The organism is Bartonella sp. AP9QHHD (assembly GCF_042195625.1).
In the GTDB taxonomy this organism is placed as follows: domain Bacteria; phylum Pseudomonadota; class Alphaproteobacteria; order Rhizobiales; family Rhizobiaceae; genus Bartonella.
In genome coordinates this window covers 98,020-115,223 of sequence record NZ_JBHIOP010000121.1, presented here as the reverse complement: position 1 = coordinate 115,223, position 17,204 = coordinate 98,020, and the positions used below count along the sequence as shown (strand labels likewise).

General features: G+C 35.6%; 13 protein-coding genes and 1 tRNA gene. 3 read left to right on the top strand and 11 right to left on the bottom strand.

Translation table 11 applies throughout. From position 1 onward, the window contains the following. Window positions 1–193: 193 nt before the first annotated feature. The 4 genes from ACFIK4_RS10145 to ACFIK4_RS10130 form a co-directional block, all read right to left on the bottom strand. Window positions 194–269: transfer RNA gene (locus ACFIK4_RS10145), tRNA-Thr, on the bottom strand. Window positions 270–464: 195 nt separating this feature from the next. Further along, window positions 465–1,823, bottom strand: coding sequence for an acetyl-CoA carboxylase biotin carboxylase subunit (accC, locus tag ACFIK4_RS10140; protein WP_375613402.1), 1,359 nt, complete (start codon window positions 1,821–1,823; stop codon window positions 465–467). Between the two features lie 14 nt (window positions 1,824–1,837). Then, complete coding sequence (gene accB, locus ACFIK4_RS10135) at window positions 1,838–2,335, bottom strand: acetyl-CoA carboxylase biotin carboxyl carrier protein (RefSeq protein WP_375613403.1); 498 nt, start codon at window positions 2,333–2,335, stop codon at window positions 1,838–1,840. Window positions 2,336–2,577: 242 nt separating this feature from the next. Further along, window positions 2,578–3,450 (bottom strand): DsbA family protein, encoded by an 873-nt coding sequence (locus tag ACFIK4_RS10130; protein ID WP_375621287.1) that lies wholly within the window; start codon window positions 3,448–3,450, stop codon window positions 2,578–2,580. A gap of 345 nt (window positions 3,451–3,795) precedes the next feature. Between ACFIK4_RS10130 and glpD the strand changes: the two genes are divergently transcribed. The 3 genes from glpD (at window position 3,796) to cobT (ending at window position 8,406) form a co-directional block, all read left to right on the top strand. Continuing rightward, window positions 3,796–5,325, top strand: a complete 1,530-nt coding sequence (gene glpD / locus ACFIK4_RS10125; protein ID WP_375628154.1) for a glycerol-3-phosphate dehydrogenase — start codon at window positions 3,796–3,798, stop codon at window positions 5,323–5,325. A 699-nt stretch (window positions 5,326–6,024) separates the two neighbouring features. Then, entirely contained in the window at window positions 6,025–7,005 is a 981-nt protein-coding gene (gene dusA, locus ACFIK4_RS10120) for a tRNA dihydrouridine(20/20a) synthase DusA (RefSeq protein WP_375613406.1), read from the top strand. Window positions 7,006–7,398: 393 nt separating this feature from the next. Next, window positions 7,399–8,406: a nicotinate-nucleotide--dimethylbenzimidazole phosphoribosyltransferase gene (gene cobT, locus ACFIK4_RS10115; protein ID WP_375628152.1), complete on the top strand. Its 1,008-nt coding sequence runs from the start codon at window positions 7,399–7,401 to the stop codon at window positions 8,404–8,406. 26 nt (window positions 8,407–8,432) lie between these two features. On the opposite strand, the gene ACFIK4_RS10110 is transcribed toward cobT, so the two are convergent. The 7 genes from ACFIK4_RS10110 to topA form a co-directional block, all read right to left on the bottom strand. Further along, on the bottom strand, window positions 8,433–8,924 hold the full coding sequence (locus ACFIK4_RS10110) for an Lrp/AsnC family transcriptional regulator (protein WP_015856433.1): 492 nt from the start codon (window positions 8,922–8,924) through the stop codon (window positions 8,433–8,435). 21 nt (window positions 8,925–8,945) lie between these two features. Next, entirely contained in the window at window positions 8,946–9,575 is a 630-nt protein-coding gene (locus ACFIK4_RS10105) for a uracil-DNA glycosylase family protein (protein WP_375613408.1), read from the bottom strand. A 27-nt stretch (window positions 9,576–9,602) separates the two neighbouring features. Continuing rightward, complete coding sequence (locus ACFIK4_RS10100) at window positions 9,603–10,166, bottom strand: thermonuclease family protein (RefSeq protein ID WP_375628149.1); 564 nt, start codon at window positions 10,164–10,166, stop codon at window positions 9,603–9,605. Between the two features lie 331 nt (window positions 10,167–10,497). Continuing rightward, on the bottom strand, window positions 10,498–10,665 hold the full coding sequence (rpmG, locus tag ACFIK4_RS10095; protein ID WP_004864083.1) for a 50S ribosomal protein L33: 168 nt from the start codon (window positions 10,663–10,665) through the stop codon (window positions 10,498–10,500). Between the two features lie 102 nt (window positions 10,666–10,767). Further along, window positions 10,768–11,940, bottom strand: a complete 1,173-nt coding sequence (locus tag ACFIK4_RS10090; protein ID WP_375628148.1) for an MFS transporter — start codon at window positions 11,938–11,940, stop codon at window positions 10,768–10,770. A 265-nt stretch (window positions 11,941–12,205) separates the two neighbouring features. After that, a complete protein-coding gene (rnr, locus tag ACFIK4_RS10085) occupies window positions 12,206–14,482 on the bottom strand; it encodes a ribonuclease R (protein WP_375638418.1) in 2,277 nt (758 codons plus the stop codon). 3 nt (window positions 14,483–14,485) lie between these two features. Continuing rightward, window positions 14,486–17,059 carry a type I DNA topoisomerase gene (gene topA, locus ACFIK4_RS10080; RefSeq protein ID WP_375611939.1) on the bottom strand — a complete coding sequence of 858 codons (2,574 nt, stop codon included), beginning with the start codon at window positions 17,057–17,059 and terminating at the stop codon, window positions 14,486–14,488. Window positions 17,060–17,204 lie beyond the last annotated feature (145 nt).

The following is a 17,204-nucleotide window of genomic DNA, read 5'->3' as shown; positions in this document are numbered from 1 at the left end:
GGATTTTGACTTTTTAGAATTAGAGACCCTTTGGACCTCTGGTTTTGCTAAAAAACCACCCCGAAAAGAACTCTTGATTCGCAATAATTAGAGAGACGTGTTGAAAAATCCTATTCCCTAACTTTTATTTACGCGTCCCTCACTGTAAAAAATATATGGAAAATCAATAAATTATTTTGGATAAAAAAGAGCATGGTGCCCCCAGAGAGACTCGAACTCCCGACCCCCTGATTACAAATCAGGTGCTCTACCAACTGAGCTATAAGGGCGTAACCATGTAGGAGTTAGCACAAACTAACAAAAAGGAAAACAGAAAATTATTAAATTTTATGTATATTAAAAGAAAACTATATAAAAAATAACCAATTTATTTCCTTTTTCCACTTTTTACAGCAAGGTTGGAACTATCCTTATGTTGATATCTTATAGAATCTTTTATAAGAATGCACCGTTTTGCTATCGAATTACGAATCTGAAGACTTTGATTGATGAGCAAGGTAATTTTCTAGCCAGTGAATATTATAATTACCATCAGCAACATCTTGATTATTAATAAGATCGCGAAAAAGAGGCAGTGTAGTTTTTATCCCATCGACGACAAATTCATCTAAAGCACGCCGTAAACGCATCATACATTCTAAACGGGTACGTCCATGAACAATCAGCTTTCCAATCATGCTATCATAGTAAGGAGGAATGCGATAACCTGAATAAGCGCCTGAATCAACACGAATCCCTAAACCTCCAGGTGTATGAAAATGTGTAATGGTTCCAGGTGATGGCGTAAAGTTAATAGGATCTTCTGCATTAATACGGCATTCAATGGCATGACCAGAAAAACAGACTTCATCTTGTGTCACTGAAAGTTTACAGCCTGATGCAATATGGATTTGTTCGTGGACTAAATCTATACCTGTAATTGCTTCAGTTACAGGATGCTCGACTTGTAAACGTGTATTCATTTCAATAAAATAAAATTCGCCATTTTCATAAAGAAATTCAATAGTACCAGCTCCACGATATCCAAGTTGGGCACAAGCATTTGCAACAATATTTCCAATTTTTTTCCGTTCAGTTTCATTAAGTGCAGGTGACGTAGCTTCTTCCCATACTTTTTGATGCCGTCGTTGAAGTGAACAATCGCGTTCTCCTAAATGAATAGCATTTCCCGCACCATCACCTATGACTTGAATTTCAATATGACGGGGTTTTTCTAAATATTTTTCTATGTAAACAGCGTCATCACCAAAAGCAGCTTTCGCTTCTGAACGCGTTGTTTTGAGAGCTATAGAAAATTCTTGTTCAGAATGAACGACTTTCATACCACGTCCGCCACCACCGGCAGAAGCTTTTATAATAACTGGATAACCAATTTCACGAGCAGTGCGTAAAGCATCTGATTCTTCAGTGACTGCTCCATCTGAACCTGGAACTACAGGAATACCAAGTTTTTTGGCGGTTTTCTTTGCTTCGATTTTATCGCCCATGATGCGGATATGAGTAGCTGTTGGACCGATGAATGTAATATCATGGGCTTCTAGAACATCTGCAAATTTTGCATTTTCAGAAAGAAAGCCATAACCTGGATGAACAGCATCCGCTCCTGTAATTTCACAAGCAGCAATAATTTGCTGAATACTCAAATAAGAATCACGAGCGGGAGGAGGGCCAATACAAACACTTTCGTCAGCAAGACGAACATGCATTGCATCTGCATCAGCGGTAGAGTGAACAGCCACGGTTTTTATGCCAAGTTCTTTACATGCACGTAAAACGCGAAGAGCAATTTCTCCTCGATTAGCAATGAGGATTTTTCGAATCATGGTTGCCCCTCGCTTTATTCAACAATAATAAGTGGTTCACCAAATTCAACAGGTTGACCATCTTTGACAAGAACAGTGGTTACCGTACCGGAGCGCGGTGATGAAATTTGATTCATTGTTTTCATGGCTTCAATAATAAGTAATGTCTCCCCTTCAGAAACATTTTGTCCTACTTCTACAAAAGGTTGTGCGCCTGGTGAGGGTGCAAGATAAGCTGTTCCAACCATTGGAGAGGTTATTGTGTTTTTTGATTTATCTTCTTGGATAGATTGTATAGGAGATTCAGCTGTTGGAACTGGAGAAGATGTTACAGAAAAAGTAGGAGTAGAAACAGGGGCATAGATTGCTTGCTCAGAAGAAGTTAAGGTATTTTGGCGTGAGACACAAATACGAAGCTCCCCTTGTTCAACTTCAATGTTCGTTAAATTTGTATCATTCAAAATTTCAGCAAGATCACGAATAATTTTCGTATCAATTGCGGTTTTTGCCGAATCCATTTTTTTTGTTGCCATTTTATTTCTAACTCCTTGATCAATGAAGATCGTCATTATCTCATTTTATGACCGAATATCTCTAGATTAGGGATGACATCTTTTGAGGCTTTAAAGATTTTTATTTCCTTTAAATCATTATACTTTGCAATTTAAAACTTGTATCTGCTTTACGTAAAATTGCACTTATAAGCCTGTTATCAAAAAAGAGAAAGCATAAAATTACCTCATTTACAGTATTCTTCCTAAAACGGATCAGGTATTCACTGTGTATTATCTATCGCTTGTTTTAGAATATCTTGTCTGGCTGCGCCGATGAATATTTTATCACCAATGATGTAAGAAGGTGTTCCCGTAATATGAAGTGCAGAGGCAATTTGAATGTTTTCTTTAAAAGCGTTTTGCAGAGTGGGATCTTTTATTGCATTATGTAGTTTTTTTTCATCTGCTCCTAATGAAACAGCTACTTTAATAGCTTTAGCTTCATTTGCACGACCCTGATACATTAAAAGCGTTTTGTGAAACTGAGGATATTTCTCTGGAAATTGTTTTCGAAATGCGTAGGCAACAGTATGGGCTGCCATAGAATCAGAGCTTAAAATTGGTAAGTCCTTGATAATAACCTTTAAATCTGGATATTCTTTTATCAAGTCTTCTATATTTGAATAGGAAATTTTACAATAACCACAGTTGTAATCAAAAAAATTGACAAGCACTCTTTTACCATTTGGGTTTCCCAAAACAGCGTCATGAGGAGAATGAAAAATCTCTTTTTCTAATGAATGAATGACAGAAGTTTGTTTTTGGTTTTCGTATTCATTCTGTTTTTCCAGCTTATCTTGAAGAATAAGCTGCATTTCAATCATAATTTCTGGATGAGTAAGAAGATACTCTCTGACGATTTGTTGAATATGATGAGAATCAGTATGTGGTATCATTTTTTCTTTAAGCTTAGATAAAAAGCTAGAATCTTCCAAAAGTTGTGATTTAAGCTTTTCTAAGCTTAAATCATTTGCTGTTTTTGAGTGTGATGTTGCGTTTGATAAAGAAGGTAAAAAGATTAAAATACTCGACATAACTATGACTAAAATTTTTGAAAAAAGTGTTATTTTCGAGTTTTGAGAGTGATAATTCATTTGTATACCTTCACATTTTTTAGGGTGTCATTGAGTGAACTATATGAAAAGCGCTATCTATGTGCAATGAAGCATTTAGTTATAGTGTATCTTTAAGAATGAGAAAAAACATCAATTTTTCTCTAAAAAGATTTCATATGATAAACCTTGGCTTGGTAAGGATTATGTTTTGTAAAAGATAAAAAAAATCTCTTTAATTTGTCAAATGTTGTTTTGATGTATAAGGGTATCAAAAGCTTTTTGTGCGTGTTTATTTTAGGAAAAAGTACGTTGATAATACAATGAAGAACATTTGTATTATTTTTTCCTGTTGCTTTATTGAGTACTGAGAAACAAAATTAAATAATGAAAAGTGAAATTATGAAAACCACAACACATTATGATCTGTTTATCATTGGAGGAGGGATAAACGGCTGTGGATTGGCAAGAGATGCAGCAGGACGCGGATTTAAAGTGGGATTGGCTGAAATGAACGATCTTGCATCTGGGACCTCAAGTGCGTCAACAAAGCTTATTCATGGTGGGCTTCGTTATCTTGAACACTATGAGTTCAAACTTGTTCGTGAAGCATTGAAAGAACGCGAGATTATTTTACGTATGGCTCCACATATTGTGCGTCCTTTGCGTTTTCTCCTTCCTTATCATAAAGAATTGCGCCCTGCTTGGATGTTGCGTTTTGGACTTTTTATTTATGATTATTTAGGGAATTGGAATCAGAAATTGTGGCGCAGTAAAACGATTAATTTTTCACAAAAATTTTGCTCTACACTGAAGAAAGAATATCAGAGAGGTTTTGAATATTCTGATGCAAGAGTAGATGATGCGCGTTTAGTTATTGGCAATGCTCGTGATGCAGAAAAGTGGGGAGCTGATATAAAAGTACGAACAGAAGTTCTCTCTTTAAAAAAAGAAGACAATAAATGGCGTATCTTTCTTCAAGACAAGTTAAGTAGCAAAGAATATAGTGTCACAGCTTCTTATGTCGCGAATATGACAGGTCCTTGGATTGATCATGTTTTAGCAAGCATATTAGATTGTAAAGAACATTCACCAGTACGGCTTGTTAGAGGTTCTCATATTTTGGTTCCCAAGCTTTATACTCATGATCGTGCTTATATTTTTCAAAATGGTGATGGGCGTATTATATTTGCTATTCCGTATCAAGAAGAGTTTACCTTACTTGGAACAACAGATTGTAATTATCAAGGAGATCCGGCTGACGTTCATATTACTGATACAGAAATTGATTATATTTGTGCAGCAGCCAGTGAATATTTCATACAACCAGTGTTGCCTGAAACGATTGTCTGGTCTTACTCGGGAGTTCGTCCACTCTATGATGATGGAGCTTCAAAAGCACAAGAAATTACGCGCGATTATGTTTTAAAAGAAATGGGAACAGGAACGACACCAAAGATACTTAATCTTTATGGTGGAAAGATTACAACTTATCGTAAGTTGGCTGAAGATGCGATGAAATTTGTTGAAAAAGAGCTTGGTAAAAAGAGAGCATCATGGACGGCTAAGGCAGTACTTCCAGGGGGTGATTTTCCCTATAACAAATTAGATACAATCGAAAATAGGATTGCTCTTTTGATGCCAGATTTAGATGCTTTTACACATCGCAGGCTTGCACGCTCCTACGGTACGGAAGCATTGGTGATCTTTGCACATGGTAAGGCAAATAAAGGAAAAAATTTTGGACATGGGCTTTATGAAGTAGAAGTAAAATGGTTGATGGAAAAAGAATGGGCTAAAGTATGTGAAGATGTGTTATGGCGTCGTTCAAAACTGGGTCTCCTATTTAATGAACAAGAGGTTGATACTCTTTCTTCCTATATGCAAAGCCAACAAGAGATTGAACAACTTTTATGATCATTTTATTTTACAGATTTTATCTGCAATATTGTAAAATATTTTCCTTAAAGAGATACTGATATCAGTCATAGATATTAAAAAGGCAATGGCTGTCTATACCCTGATTTTAGTTTTTTTTGCAAGAATCATAAAATGGCAAAATTAGATAGAATATTTAGGATGAAATTTGTCTATCTTATAAAGTGAAATTCAAGAATGTTACCAAGAATAACTCATTGAAAAAAATGATTTATAATTAGATTCATGTGAAATAAGGATTTTTATTCTTTCTTTAGGAGAAGATAAAGATACTTTCTGTAGCATTTATTTGCACAATAAGTTAAAAAAATCTAAAGAAAATTAAATCTATTATAAAAAATTGTATAATGTGTTAGTTTAGCATTTATTATCTTAAATGCTGTGCTAAATCATGTAAGGATGGAGGCTTGATGAGCGTAAGAAGAACTTGTAAATGAGTTTTTTATATTATGGTGAAAATCTTCTTTTTTCATGTTTATATACCTAAACACTAATCTATGAGAAATGCGATATTGTGTTTTATCATGATTGATTGTAGTAAACCTTGATATCAATTGAAAATAATGAACTGTTATTATACTCATGATAGTATAAGAGAATAAAATTTTCCGTAAACTAAAAGTAAGTATTTTTCTATGTATAAAGAGAGAGCTATAGGGACGTGAGAGTAATACCCTCATGATATTTTACAACCTTCCATCGCCTATAAAATTTGCAGTAGCACCAATGTTGGACTGGACAGACCGACATTGCAGGTTTTTTTATCGTCTTTTAACGAAAAAAGCTCTCCTTTATACGGAAATGATGGTAGCAGATGCTGTCATTCATGGTGTTCGCGAACAATTGTTGGCTTTTAGCGATAAAGAACGTCCAGTTGCATTACAACTAGGGGGGGCTGATCCGAGAAAGTTAGCAGAAGCTGCACGAATTGCTGAGGATTTTGGCTACAACGAAATAAATCTTAATGTCGGGTGCCCATCAAATCGTGTTCAAGCAGGTGTCTTTGGGGCTTGTTTGATGCTACATCCAGACATTGTGGCAAATGCCGTGGAAGCGATGAAACGAGAGGTTACTATACCTGTAACTGTCAAATGTCGGATTGGAGTGGACGAACAAGATGAAGAGTTAGCGTTAGATCTTTTGGCTAATCAGGTTTGGAATGCTGGATGTGATGCGCTCTGGATACATGCACGCAAGGCATGGCTGCAAGGATTGAGTCCGAAAGAAAACCGTAATATTCCGCCCCTTAATTATGAAAGAGTTTACAAATTAAAACGTAAATATCCTCATAAATTCATTGGGATAAATGGTGGAATTAAATCGATTGATGAGATCAAAGAACACTTAACTTTCTGTGATGCTGTCATGGTTGGTCGCCAAGTTTATCATAATCCAGCTTTGTTAAAACATATTGATTTTGAACTCTATGGTGAGACGCAAAATAATCTGAGTGAGAGTGATCTTATTGAGGTTATGTGTGATTATACAGCTCGACATATTGCATCGGGGGGGCGGCTTTCTCATGTGACACGTCACATGATTGGTTTATTTCATGGGCGGGGTGGGGCACGTCGATGGAGGCAAATATTATCAAATGATGCGACAAAACCAAATGCAGATATATGTATTTTAAAAGAAGCTTTTTATGCTCTCATTTAATAATAGCCTAATAATTAACATATATTAAAGTTGAGATCCTTTGCGTTTGGATGTCTTTGCGATAATTTTGATCTCTTCAATTTTATAAGTTTTTGAAAGTTTATAACTTTTATTATGCATAAGAATTGTTGGAATGTATATATTAAACGGCATGCTGATTATGCCTATTAAATAAAAAATAGGTTAAGGGTATCACTGTAAAGGTAATCATAAGATATTAATAACATTTTGAATCTTGCACGTTTGTTATTAGGGTTGAAAATAGAATGTAGAAATTATTGCTTTCATAGTATTTAACATTTTTAAAGCACTGTTAAAAAAACAATAAATTATTCATATCCTGTATATATGACGGGATTTTCATAAACATTGTAGATTTTAAAAGGTATCCTTATGACCGCTAGTCCATTTGATGATTTTCGTGCTTTGCTTACAAATTTACCTGTTGCTGATGAGTTTTCTATAATTTTGGCAAAAAAACGGCAAAAAGACTTAACAAAAGAGCAAGGAACATTAGGAAAACTAGGAGATATTGCTGTTTGGTATGCGGGGTGGAGGGGTACAGAAAAACCTATCGTAACGAGACCTTTGGTCGCTATTTTTTCTGGAAATCATGGTATTGTAGAGGAGAATATTACACCATTTCCACAATCTATGACACAAAAAATGGTAGAAAATTTTGCCTCTGGTGGAGCTGCTATCAATCAAATTTGTATTGCTTATGATCTTGGATTAAAAATATTTGATTTAGCATTAGAATATCCAACAATGAATATTACGAAGGATGCCGCAATGGATGAGCGGAGTGCGGCTGCTACAATGGCATTTGGAATGGAATCCATTGCGGGTGGAACAGATCTTTTATGTATTGGAGAAATGGGAATTGGAAACACAGCAATAGCTTCAGCTTTATGCTTAGCATTGTTTGGAGGGGAAGTGGAAGAATGGACAGGAAATGCTATGGAATCAGAAGGTGATTTTTATCAGCGTAAAATTGCAGCGGTTAAGACAGCTATTTCTTTGCACAAGGATTATTTCAATGATCCTTTTGAGATAATGCGTCGCTTAGGAGGACGTGAGATTGCTGCTATGGTTGGTGCTATTTTAGCAGCAAGAATAGAAAAAATACCCGTTATTTTAGATGGTTTTGTGGCAACAGTAGCTGCAGCGGTTCTTTATAAAATGCATCCAAAAGCTCTTGATCATACCCTTGTTGGACATGTTTCTTCTGAGACAGCTCATCGTAAACTTTTAAAAAAAATTGGCAAAGAACCACTTCTAGATTTGGGGATGCGTCTTGGTGAAGGGACAGGAGCAGCTATGGCAGCTGGTATCGTTAAAGCCGCTGTTTTAACACATGCACAAATGGCAGTTTTGGAACAAGAAAGTTTGAATGCCTAAAAGATCATGAGACGGATATAAAAATCTTAAGAGTTTTGTTCATGCGTCTTGTCGTGTAATTTAATATAATTAAGTGGAAGTTCCGTTGTATATTTAATCTGTTCCATTGCGAAAGAAGATGAGACATCACGGATATCAATTTTAGAAATTAATTTTTTATAAAAAAGATCATAAGCTTCAATGTTGGGCACAACAACACGCAATAAATAGTCAATATCTCCACTCATTCGATAAAATTCAATGACTTCACGGAATTCTTGCACAATTTTTGAAAAACGCTTAAACCATTCATGACTATGTGTATTTGTGCGAATAGACACAAAAACAGTGACGTGTGCGTTTACTTTTTCTGGAGAAAGAACAGCAACACGACGCTGAATGACGCCATCTTCTTCAAGTTTTTGAATTCTACGCCAGCAAGGAGTGGTCGAAAGTCCCACTTTTTTAGCAATATCAGCAACAGAAAGTGTCGCATTTTCTTGCAAAAGATGTAAAATTTTTCGGTCAAGACGATCCATATTTTTTCTCAATATTTTAATTTATAAAAATTTACGCACTAAACAACGCAGATATACAATAAGCTCATCGTTAAACCATGGGTTTTTCTGTAACCAAGAAGTATTTCGCCATGACGGATGAGGCAAAGGCATAACATTATAGCCTCGAGGTTGAGGAATGGAAAGAATATTTCTCCAATCACCAACAGTTGCAGAAACGGTTTTATGTTTTAATTCTGTAATGTGCCACTTTTGCGCATAACTGCCAATAGCAAGAACAAGCTTTATTTGAGGCATTGCCTGAAATATCTTTTCATGCCATATTTCTCGACATTCACGTCTTGGTGGTAAATCAGCTTTATTTTTGTCATAACCTGGAAAACAAAATCCCATAGGAACAATAGCAAAGAGAGATTTATTATAAAATTCTTCTTTCGTGACACCCAGCCAATTACGCAATTTTTCACCAGAGCGATCATTAAAAGGGATAGACGTTTCATGGACACGCAACCCTGGTGCTTGGCCTGCAATTGCAATCGAAGCAGTATCGGATAAATAAACGACAGGGTTTGGTTCATGAGGAAGAGGAGGAAAATAATGGGGTTGTTGGACGCAAACACGACAGGAATAGATCTCTTTTTCAAGTTTGATAATTGGGCTACATTGTTTCATTAGTAAATAAAATTAAAAAATATTTTTTTATTCTGTGCGAGGATTTGCTTTGCGCCATTCTTTTGGTCGTTGAAAACTTGATGCCCATATTCCTTTCTTTTTCTTTCTAGCTTCTTGCTCTTCTTTGGGGTATTCATAATAATTTACAGCCCAACCATTATGTACAAGTGTTGCGTTGATATTGCTAACTTGTTTTGTTTTACATGTTGCAAGAATACGGCGATATTTATCTGTTTTTTTCCAGTGACATGTAACAGTTTGATTTTTTAATAGTTGTTCTAAATATTTTTTTGCCTCAAGCCCACAAGGGTAGCGCGCTTCCTTTTTTCCACAAAATTGGTGGAGTTCAGGAGCATCAATTCCAGCTAGTCGAATCTTAATTGAAGAAATCATAATGGTATCGCCATCAATGATTAATGCATTTCCTTCAACAGAGTTTTGAGAAGAAAATTTTTCTTTTTGAGGCAACCGCTGAGTTTTCTTAAAATAAGTTGACATAATGATAAGAATGCTAGCAGCGACAAAAATACTGAAACCGATTACTTTTAGATTAAAGCTTCTTAGATTAAAATGAGAAAAAGATTTTTTCATGAAATAAAGAAACTGCTAACATTATTATAACTCTATTTTAGTATTGTTTATAATTGACCCGAGAAACTTTATTCATATGACGAAACAGTGTTTCGTTTTAATGACAAAATTTTCATTAGATATCACAATAATCAAATACTCATACAGAATATATGTAAGCAACTTAAATAATAAATCAACTTATCCAAATCCGTACAAAACATACAAAGTTTAAAGTAAACTTTTTAAACTTAAGGAAATAAAAAAACATCCCTCAAAAAATAACTTTGAAGAGCAATACTCCCACATTTCTTTTGGAGTATAAAATCTATCAATTTAATAATAATTTTATTTATTTAATTTTTGTTTCCTTAAATTCAACGTGCTTTTTTACAACTGGATCATATTTACGCTTGCTCATTTTATCTGTCATTGTACGGCTGTTTTTCTTTGTTACATAGAAAAAACCAGTATCTGCAGTTGATAAAAGCTTGATCTTAATGGTTGCTGCTTTAGCCATAATGTAAATACCCTATTTATACTGAAAAAATATTATTGCTGTCAAAACTTATTTCCGACATCATCAGATTTTCCGGCAACACTACGGATGTTCTCAAAAAAGTCAAGAGCTGATTAATTTTCTCATAAGTTGGACAAACACCAAAATGACATATAAACCGAAAAAAACAGCCATGGCTATTGAAAAACCAAAGGGTTTAAAGATATCCATGGATTTTCCGATAAAGGTCGGTCCGATGAGCATACCAATTCCATAACAAAAAATAAAAGCAGAATTAGCAGCAGCAAGTTCTTGCCCCTTGAGACGGGCTCCTAAATGTGCAAGACTAATTGTATAAAGGCTCGCTGATACACCACCCAGAAAAAACAAATCAAGCATCAGAATCCATGGATATTGAAGAATCCATGGTACTATAAAAGTTCCTATAAAACCTAAAATAGCGCAACTCATCAGCGGGTAGCGTCGATCTTTGGCGTAGTCGCTTATAATGCTGATAGGAATTAAGAGGAAAATATTCCCAAGTGCAAGGGTTGCCATAAAATGTGCTGCTTCATTCTCATTATAACCAATGGATAAACTAAAGGGTATTATAAGAGTTAATACGCCCATTTGAATGGCCCCGTAAACAAGGACCGCCATCATTGCACTTGGAACGTGAAAAAGATAACGAAAAAATGGCATATATTGATTTTTTTGAAATTCTGGACTTAATTTCCAAGCGGTAAGAATTGGTATAGTAGCAAGTATAATAAGGCTATATCCAACAGCAAAAGGAATAAATCCTTGTGTTCCCACTTTTGCTAGCAGCGTTAGACCTATTATAAACCCTAATCCTAAGACAATAGCATAAATAGAAAGGATCAAACCGCGTTTTTTTGGGGGAGCATAACTGTTGATCCAAAACTCTGACAGGATAAACATAACTGTCATGCTGAAATGTAATATAAACTTTAAAATAAACCAAACCCATATGGGATCAAAAAAATAGAATCCTAAAAAACTTAAAGATCCTATCGCCATCATAAGCAATATTGTTTGAGCGATTCCTAAGTATAAGGCAATTCGAGACGTAAAAATAGCTGCAATAATTGTGGCGATTCCACCAACTGTTCCACTATAGCCGATTGTACTGTTGGAAAGTCCTTTCTCTGCCATAAGAAGAGAGACAAGTTGTGTTCCCATTGCCAATGCTGTTCCAACAGTGCCAATGGTTGCAATAGCGGCAATAATTGCACGCAAAGAATTATTTTGAGAGTCAAAAGGTTTTTTTTTCATGAGAATGGCTTAAGGTACTCTTGTTTATTTAAACAATGAAAAGATGAGCTGAAATGAAAGGGAGCCAAAACTATCCTTTGCAGTTTCTCTCATTTTCTAAGTATAAAAAACTGCAAGATTTTTATATGGTTATTATAGACTTAACAATAAAATTTATCCTCTTGTATACTAAAGAAATAAGATTGTATATATAAATATTATATAATATAAGTCATTTCTTAAATTGAATTTATTATTCATATATATTCAATGGAGGGCAAGAAGATTAATTTTTTCTTTTCCCATAAAAAGTATACTTTTGTTTTTTTAATTTGTTTTTATGGTAGGATGTCGGTGAAAATTTTATTGGACGAGGTTTTGTTAACAGTTCAAAGCATAAAGCGCCAGCAAAAGGTTGTACCGTTATAAGTTTTACTTCTACAACATCACTGAGCTGATAGCCTTTATGGCTACGCTGTCCTACAAGAACATGTTGTGCTTCATCAAAATGATAATAATCATTTTTAAGTGTAGAAATATGGATAAAACCATCTGTATTGAGTTTATCAAGTGAGATAAAAAGACCTGCTTTTGTAACTCCGGAAATGCGGCCTGTAAAAATACGACCGATTTTATTCGTTAAATAGTGAGCAACAAGCCGATCAATCGTTTCTCTTTCAGCCATCATTGCACGGCGTTCGTATAAAGAAACTTGCGTAGCAATTTCTGCAAGATTTTGTTCTTGTGTATCTGTTAATTGATCATTTCCTAATTTGAGAGCTTTAATGAGTGCTCGATGAATAATGAGATCAGCATAACGACGGATTGGTGATGTAAAATGTGTATAGTTCTGCAAATTTAAACCAAAATGGCCACTATTTTTAGGGTTGTACTCTGCTTGTGATTGTGAACGCAAAATAACTTGATTGACTAGTTCTTGTTGTTGAGTATGAGCGACCTTTTCTAAAATTCTATTAAGGCGCGCTGAGGTAAGTTCGCTTCCGCGGGAGAGTGGTATCCCCAAACTTTGAAGAAAGCTCCGAAGTATTTCTTGCTTAGCAAGAGAAGGTTTTTCATGAATACGATAAATGAGCGGCTGGTGATGTTGTTTTAATGTTTCAGAAGCTGCAATATTAGCTTGTATCATAAACTCTTCAATTAAACGATGCGCTTCTAATTGTGTTTCACTCACAACATCTTTTATGCATCCATTTTGATCAAGAATAATCTTTTTTTCTGCAATTTCTAATTCTAGTGGTTGGCGACGATTTCGCGCAGCTTTAAGGCATGCATAGGCTTCCCATAAGGGGTGCAAAATGCTCTCAAAAAGAGGGGTTATTTTTTCATTTATATTACCTTCAATTGCCAATTGTACTTCTTGATAAGAAAGTTTGGCTCTTACACGAATCATAGTACGATGAAAACTATGTTTTCGTTTATTACCGTTTGCATCAAAAATCATACGAACGGCTAAAGCTGGTCTTTCTTTTCCTTCACGCAGAGAACATAAATCATGAGAAAGGCGTTCAGGTAACATTGGCACAACGGTATCAGGAAAATAAACAGAATTTCCACGTTTCAATGCTTCTTTATCTAAAGCGCTTCCTGTTTTGATATAATAAGAAACATCTGCAATGGCTACAATAATAATCCAACCATCATTATTTGCTGGATCCGTATCCTTGGTTGCATAAACTGCATCATCATGGTCTTTTGCATCTGGTGGATCAATTGTAATAAAGGGTAATTGTCGCCAATCTTCACGATTATCCATATTGGCAGCTTTGATATGTTTGGCTTGCTCAAGAACACTTTCAGGAAAAATATAAGGAATTCCTTTCGAAAGAAGCGCTATCATTGAGAGTGTTTTCTCACTCTTAATGTGCCCTAAAACATTCTTTATTTTTGCGCTCTTTAATCCGTAACCAGTATTTTTTTTTATTTCGACTTCAACGAGATCACCAATTTGAATCTTCATTTCTGGAGACATTTCAACAATGAGTTCATTGGTTTTGCGGTCTATAGGATCAAGGCGCCATTGATTATTTTCCAATTTTCGCACAATAGCAAATGCGCTTTTGGGAGATACATCAATTTTACGAATAATTCGTCCCGTATAAGGATGGCTTGAGCTTTCAGAATTTTTATTTCGAAAAACTTTTACAAGAATATGATCTCCAACACCAATATTACTTCCTTTTATGTGATGAAAAGAGTGTATTTCAATATTGGGCTTTGGAGAATCTTCCCATTCAAGAGGTTGTGCAATAAAACTTCCATCTTTATCACGTCCGCTAATTTTTACTAAAGAAACAGGGGGTAATTTTCCTTTGTTTATTGCTCTTTTGTGGTGTTTAGATATGAGATTTTGATCCTTTAACTCACGTAACATATCTCTAAGCCAGATACGAGAATCGCCTTTTAAGTTAAAAGCTTTAGCGATTTCTCGTTTACTTGAGTGGTTAGGATTCTCAATTATAAAGGAAAGGATTGCTTCCTTATTGGGAAAAGTTTTCCCCTTGAATGAAGAGAGATATTTTATGTTTTTTTCACCTTTAGCCAAAATTTATGTCTCTTTTATTTTTGCTTTTGTTTTAGAAGAAGCTCTTTTTGAAGTTGTTTTTTTACTCGATGCTTTAGCCGATATAAGTTCTAGTGCCTCTGGAAGTGTTACACTAATGGGATCTTTATCTTTTGGCAATGTTGCATTAATTTTACCCCAATTGACATAAGGACCATAACGCCCGTTGCGCACGGTAATGGTTCCTCCTTCGGGATGCTCTCCTAATGTTGCCAATGCTTCAGGTGTTGTTCTGCTTTGCCTGGTTTTGTTTTCTTGTTGTTCTGCTAATACTGTAACAGCGCGATTGATACCAATATCAAAAACTTCATCTGCATGAAGAAGGCGCGCAGATTTTCCATTATGGCTAAGATAGGGACCATATCGTCCAATCGTAGCCGTGATTGTTTTTCCGGTTTCAGGATGAATGCCAATTTCACGGGGAAGGGATAGTAAAGCCAAGGCTTTATCAAGGGTTACATTTTCTGCCTGCCATTCTTTTGGTAATCCTGCACGCTTAACTTCTTTGCTTTCACCAAGTTGAATATAGGGACCAAACCGGCCATTACGAAGAGAGATCTCTTTTCCTGTTTCAGGGTCAATACCAAGTATAACAGGTTCATCATTGCGTACAGCTTCATTCTCTTCTCCAGTATCTGTACCAAGTTGGTGTGTGTATTTACATTCGGGATAATTGGAACAGCCAACAAAAGCACCATAACGCCCAAGTTTTAATGATAATTGACCATTTTTACAAAGAGGACAGGAACGCACATCACTTCCATCTTCGCGTTCAGGAAAAGCGAGAGGTGCTAATGTTACATTTAAAGCATCAAGAACATTGGTTATACGGAGTTCTTGGATATTGCTAATAGATGCATTAAATCCATCCCAAAAATCTCGCAATACGTCTTTCCAAGAAAGTTTGCCATCAGAGATAAGATCCAGCTTTTCTTCAAGATCTGCTGTGAAACCATATTCTACATAGCGATTAAAAAAATTTTCAAGAAAGGCTGTAACAATACGTCCCTTGGCATCGGGAATAAGCTTTCGTTTATCAATGACAATATATCCACGGTCACACAATGTCGCTAATGTGGATGCATAAGTTGAAGGACGACCAATTCCTAACTCCTCAAGCTTTTTAATTAATGAAGCTTCAGAATAACGAGAAGGGGGCTCTGTGGTATGTTGTACAGATTCAACTTTTTCTTTTGTAAGTGCTTCACCAGTGTTTATTTGTGGTAAACGTGTTGTTTCATTTTCTTCATTATTTTCTTCGTCTCGTTGATCCGTGTAGACGGAAATAAAGCCATCAAAACGAACAACAGATCCTGTTGCCCGTAGATTTGCACGCTCTTCTCCTTGCTGTGCTTCAATTTCAACGGTTGTACGTTCAATGTCAGCAGAGCGCATTTGGCTGGCAATGGCACGCTTCCATATCAGATCATAGAGCTTTGCTTGATCGCTATCGAGAAAATTACGGACTTGACTAGGATTGCGTTGAAAATCTGTTGGGCGGATCGCTTCATGTGCTTCCTGTGCATTTTTTGCCTTTGTTGAATAAAAACGTGGCTTTTCAGGAATATAGTCTTTTCCGAAAGTTTCATGAATAACTTTTCTTGCTGAATCAATAGCCTCAGGTGCTATCTGCACACCATCGGTACGCATATAAGTAATAAGCCCTGCCGTTTCACCATTAATTTCAATGCCTTCATAAAGCTTTTGGGCAATTTGCATAGTGCGAGAAGCTGAAAAACCTAATTTTGAAGAAGCTGCTTGTTGTAGTGTAGAGGTTGTAAATGGAGGAAAAGGATTTCTCTTTGTAGGTTTTGCTTCAACACTGAGTGTATGATATTGAGCTTTCTCCAGCATAAAGCGAATTTGGTCTGCTTGTTCTTGAGATTGAATATCAAGCTTGCCTATTTTTCTTTGATTAAACATTGTCAATCTTGCTTGGAAACTATCATTTCGGATGGTTTTTAACTGTGTTGTAATGGACCAATAATCTTCTTTGATAAAATGTTCTATTTCTGATTCACGATCACAAATAATACGCAAAGCAACCGATTGAACGCGTCCTGCTGAACGCGCACCAGGGAGTTTACGCCATAAAACAGGTGAAAGTGTAAAACCAACGAGATAATCGAGAGCACGACGTGCAAGATAAGCATCGACAAGGGATGTATCAATATCACGTGGATTATTCATAGCATCAAGCACAGACTTTTTGGTGATGGCATTGAAGACAACTCTTTTAATAGGTTTATCTTTTAAAACTTTTTTTTGACGAAGAACATCCAGAATATGCCATGAAATAGCTTCCCCTTCACGATCAGGGTCTGTTGCTAATATAAGGCTATCAGCTTCTTTAACGGCTTTTGCTATTTCATTTAAACGTTTAGCGGCAGCAGAATCTATATCCCATTTCATAGAAAAATCTTGATCCGGTAAAACAGAACCATCTTTTGCAGGCAAATCACGAACATGTCCAAATGATGCGACAACTTTGTATTGAGATCCAAGATATTTATTAATTGTTTTTGCTTTTGCTGGAGATTCAACGATAACGATATTCATAATTTTACCCAAATATTGAAATAAAAATTTTTTTATAAACGCCTTTTACGCGAATAGCTAATGCCAATTGCTTAAGAGCACATAAAAAAATATTAGCCATATAAAAAACATGAATATTGTACAACTTATGATTGTCATTATTAGA

Coding starts and splice junctions, on each gene's coding strand:
- ACFIK4_RS10130 (WP_375621287.1), bottom strand. CDS start 3,450: ATGAATTATCACTCTCAAAACTCGAAAATAACACTTTTTTCAAAAATT.
- ACFIK4_RS10100 (WP_375628149.1), bottom strand. CDS start 10,166: ATGAAAAAATCTTTTTCTCATTTTAATCTAAGAAGCTTTAATCTAAAA.
- ACFIK4_RS10090 (WP_375628148.1), bottom strand. CDS start 11,940: ATGAAAAAAAAACCTTTTGACTCTCAAAATAATTCTTTGCGTGCAATT.
- ACFIK4_RS10105 (WP_375613408.1), bottom strand. CDS start 9,575: ATGAAACAATGTAGCCCAATTATCAAACTTGAAAAAGAGATCTATTCC.
- topA (WP_375611939.1), bottom strand. CDS start 17,059: ATGAATATCGTTATCGTTGAATCTCCAGCAAAAGCAAAAACAATTAAT.
- accB (WP_375613403.1), bottom strand. CDS start 2,335: ATGGCAACAAAAAAAATGGATTCGGCAAAAACCGCAATTGATACGAAA.
- ACFIK4_RS10110 (WP_015856433.1), bottom strand. CDS start 8,924: ATGGATCGTCTTGACCGAAAAATTTTACATCTTTTGCAAGAAAATGCG.
- dusA (WP_375613406.1), top strand. CDS start 6,025: ATGATATTTTACAACCTTCCATCGCCTATAAAATTTGCAGTAGCACCA.
- glpD (WP_375628154.1), top strand. CDS start 3,796: ATGAAAAGTGAAATTATGAAAACCACAACACATTATGATCTGTTTATC.
- cobT (WP_375628152.1), top strand. CDS start 7,399: ATGACCGCTAGTCCATTTGATGATTTTCGTGCTTTGCTTACAAATTTA.
- accC (WP_375613402.1), bottom strand. CDS start 1,823: ATGATTCGAAAAATCCTCATTGCTAATCGAGGAGAAATTGCTCTTCGC.
- rpmG (WP_004864083.1), bottom strand. CDS start 10,665: ATGGCTAAAGCAGCAACCATTAAGATCAAGCTTTTATCAACTGCAGAT.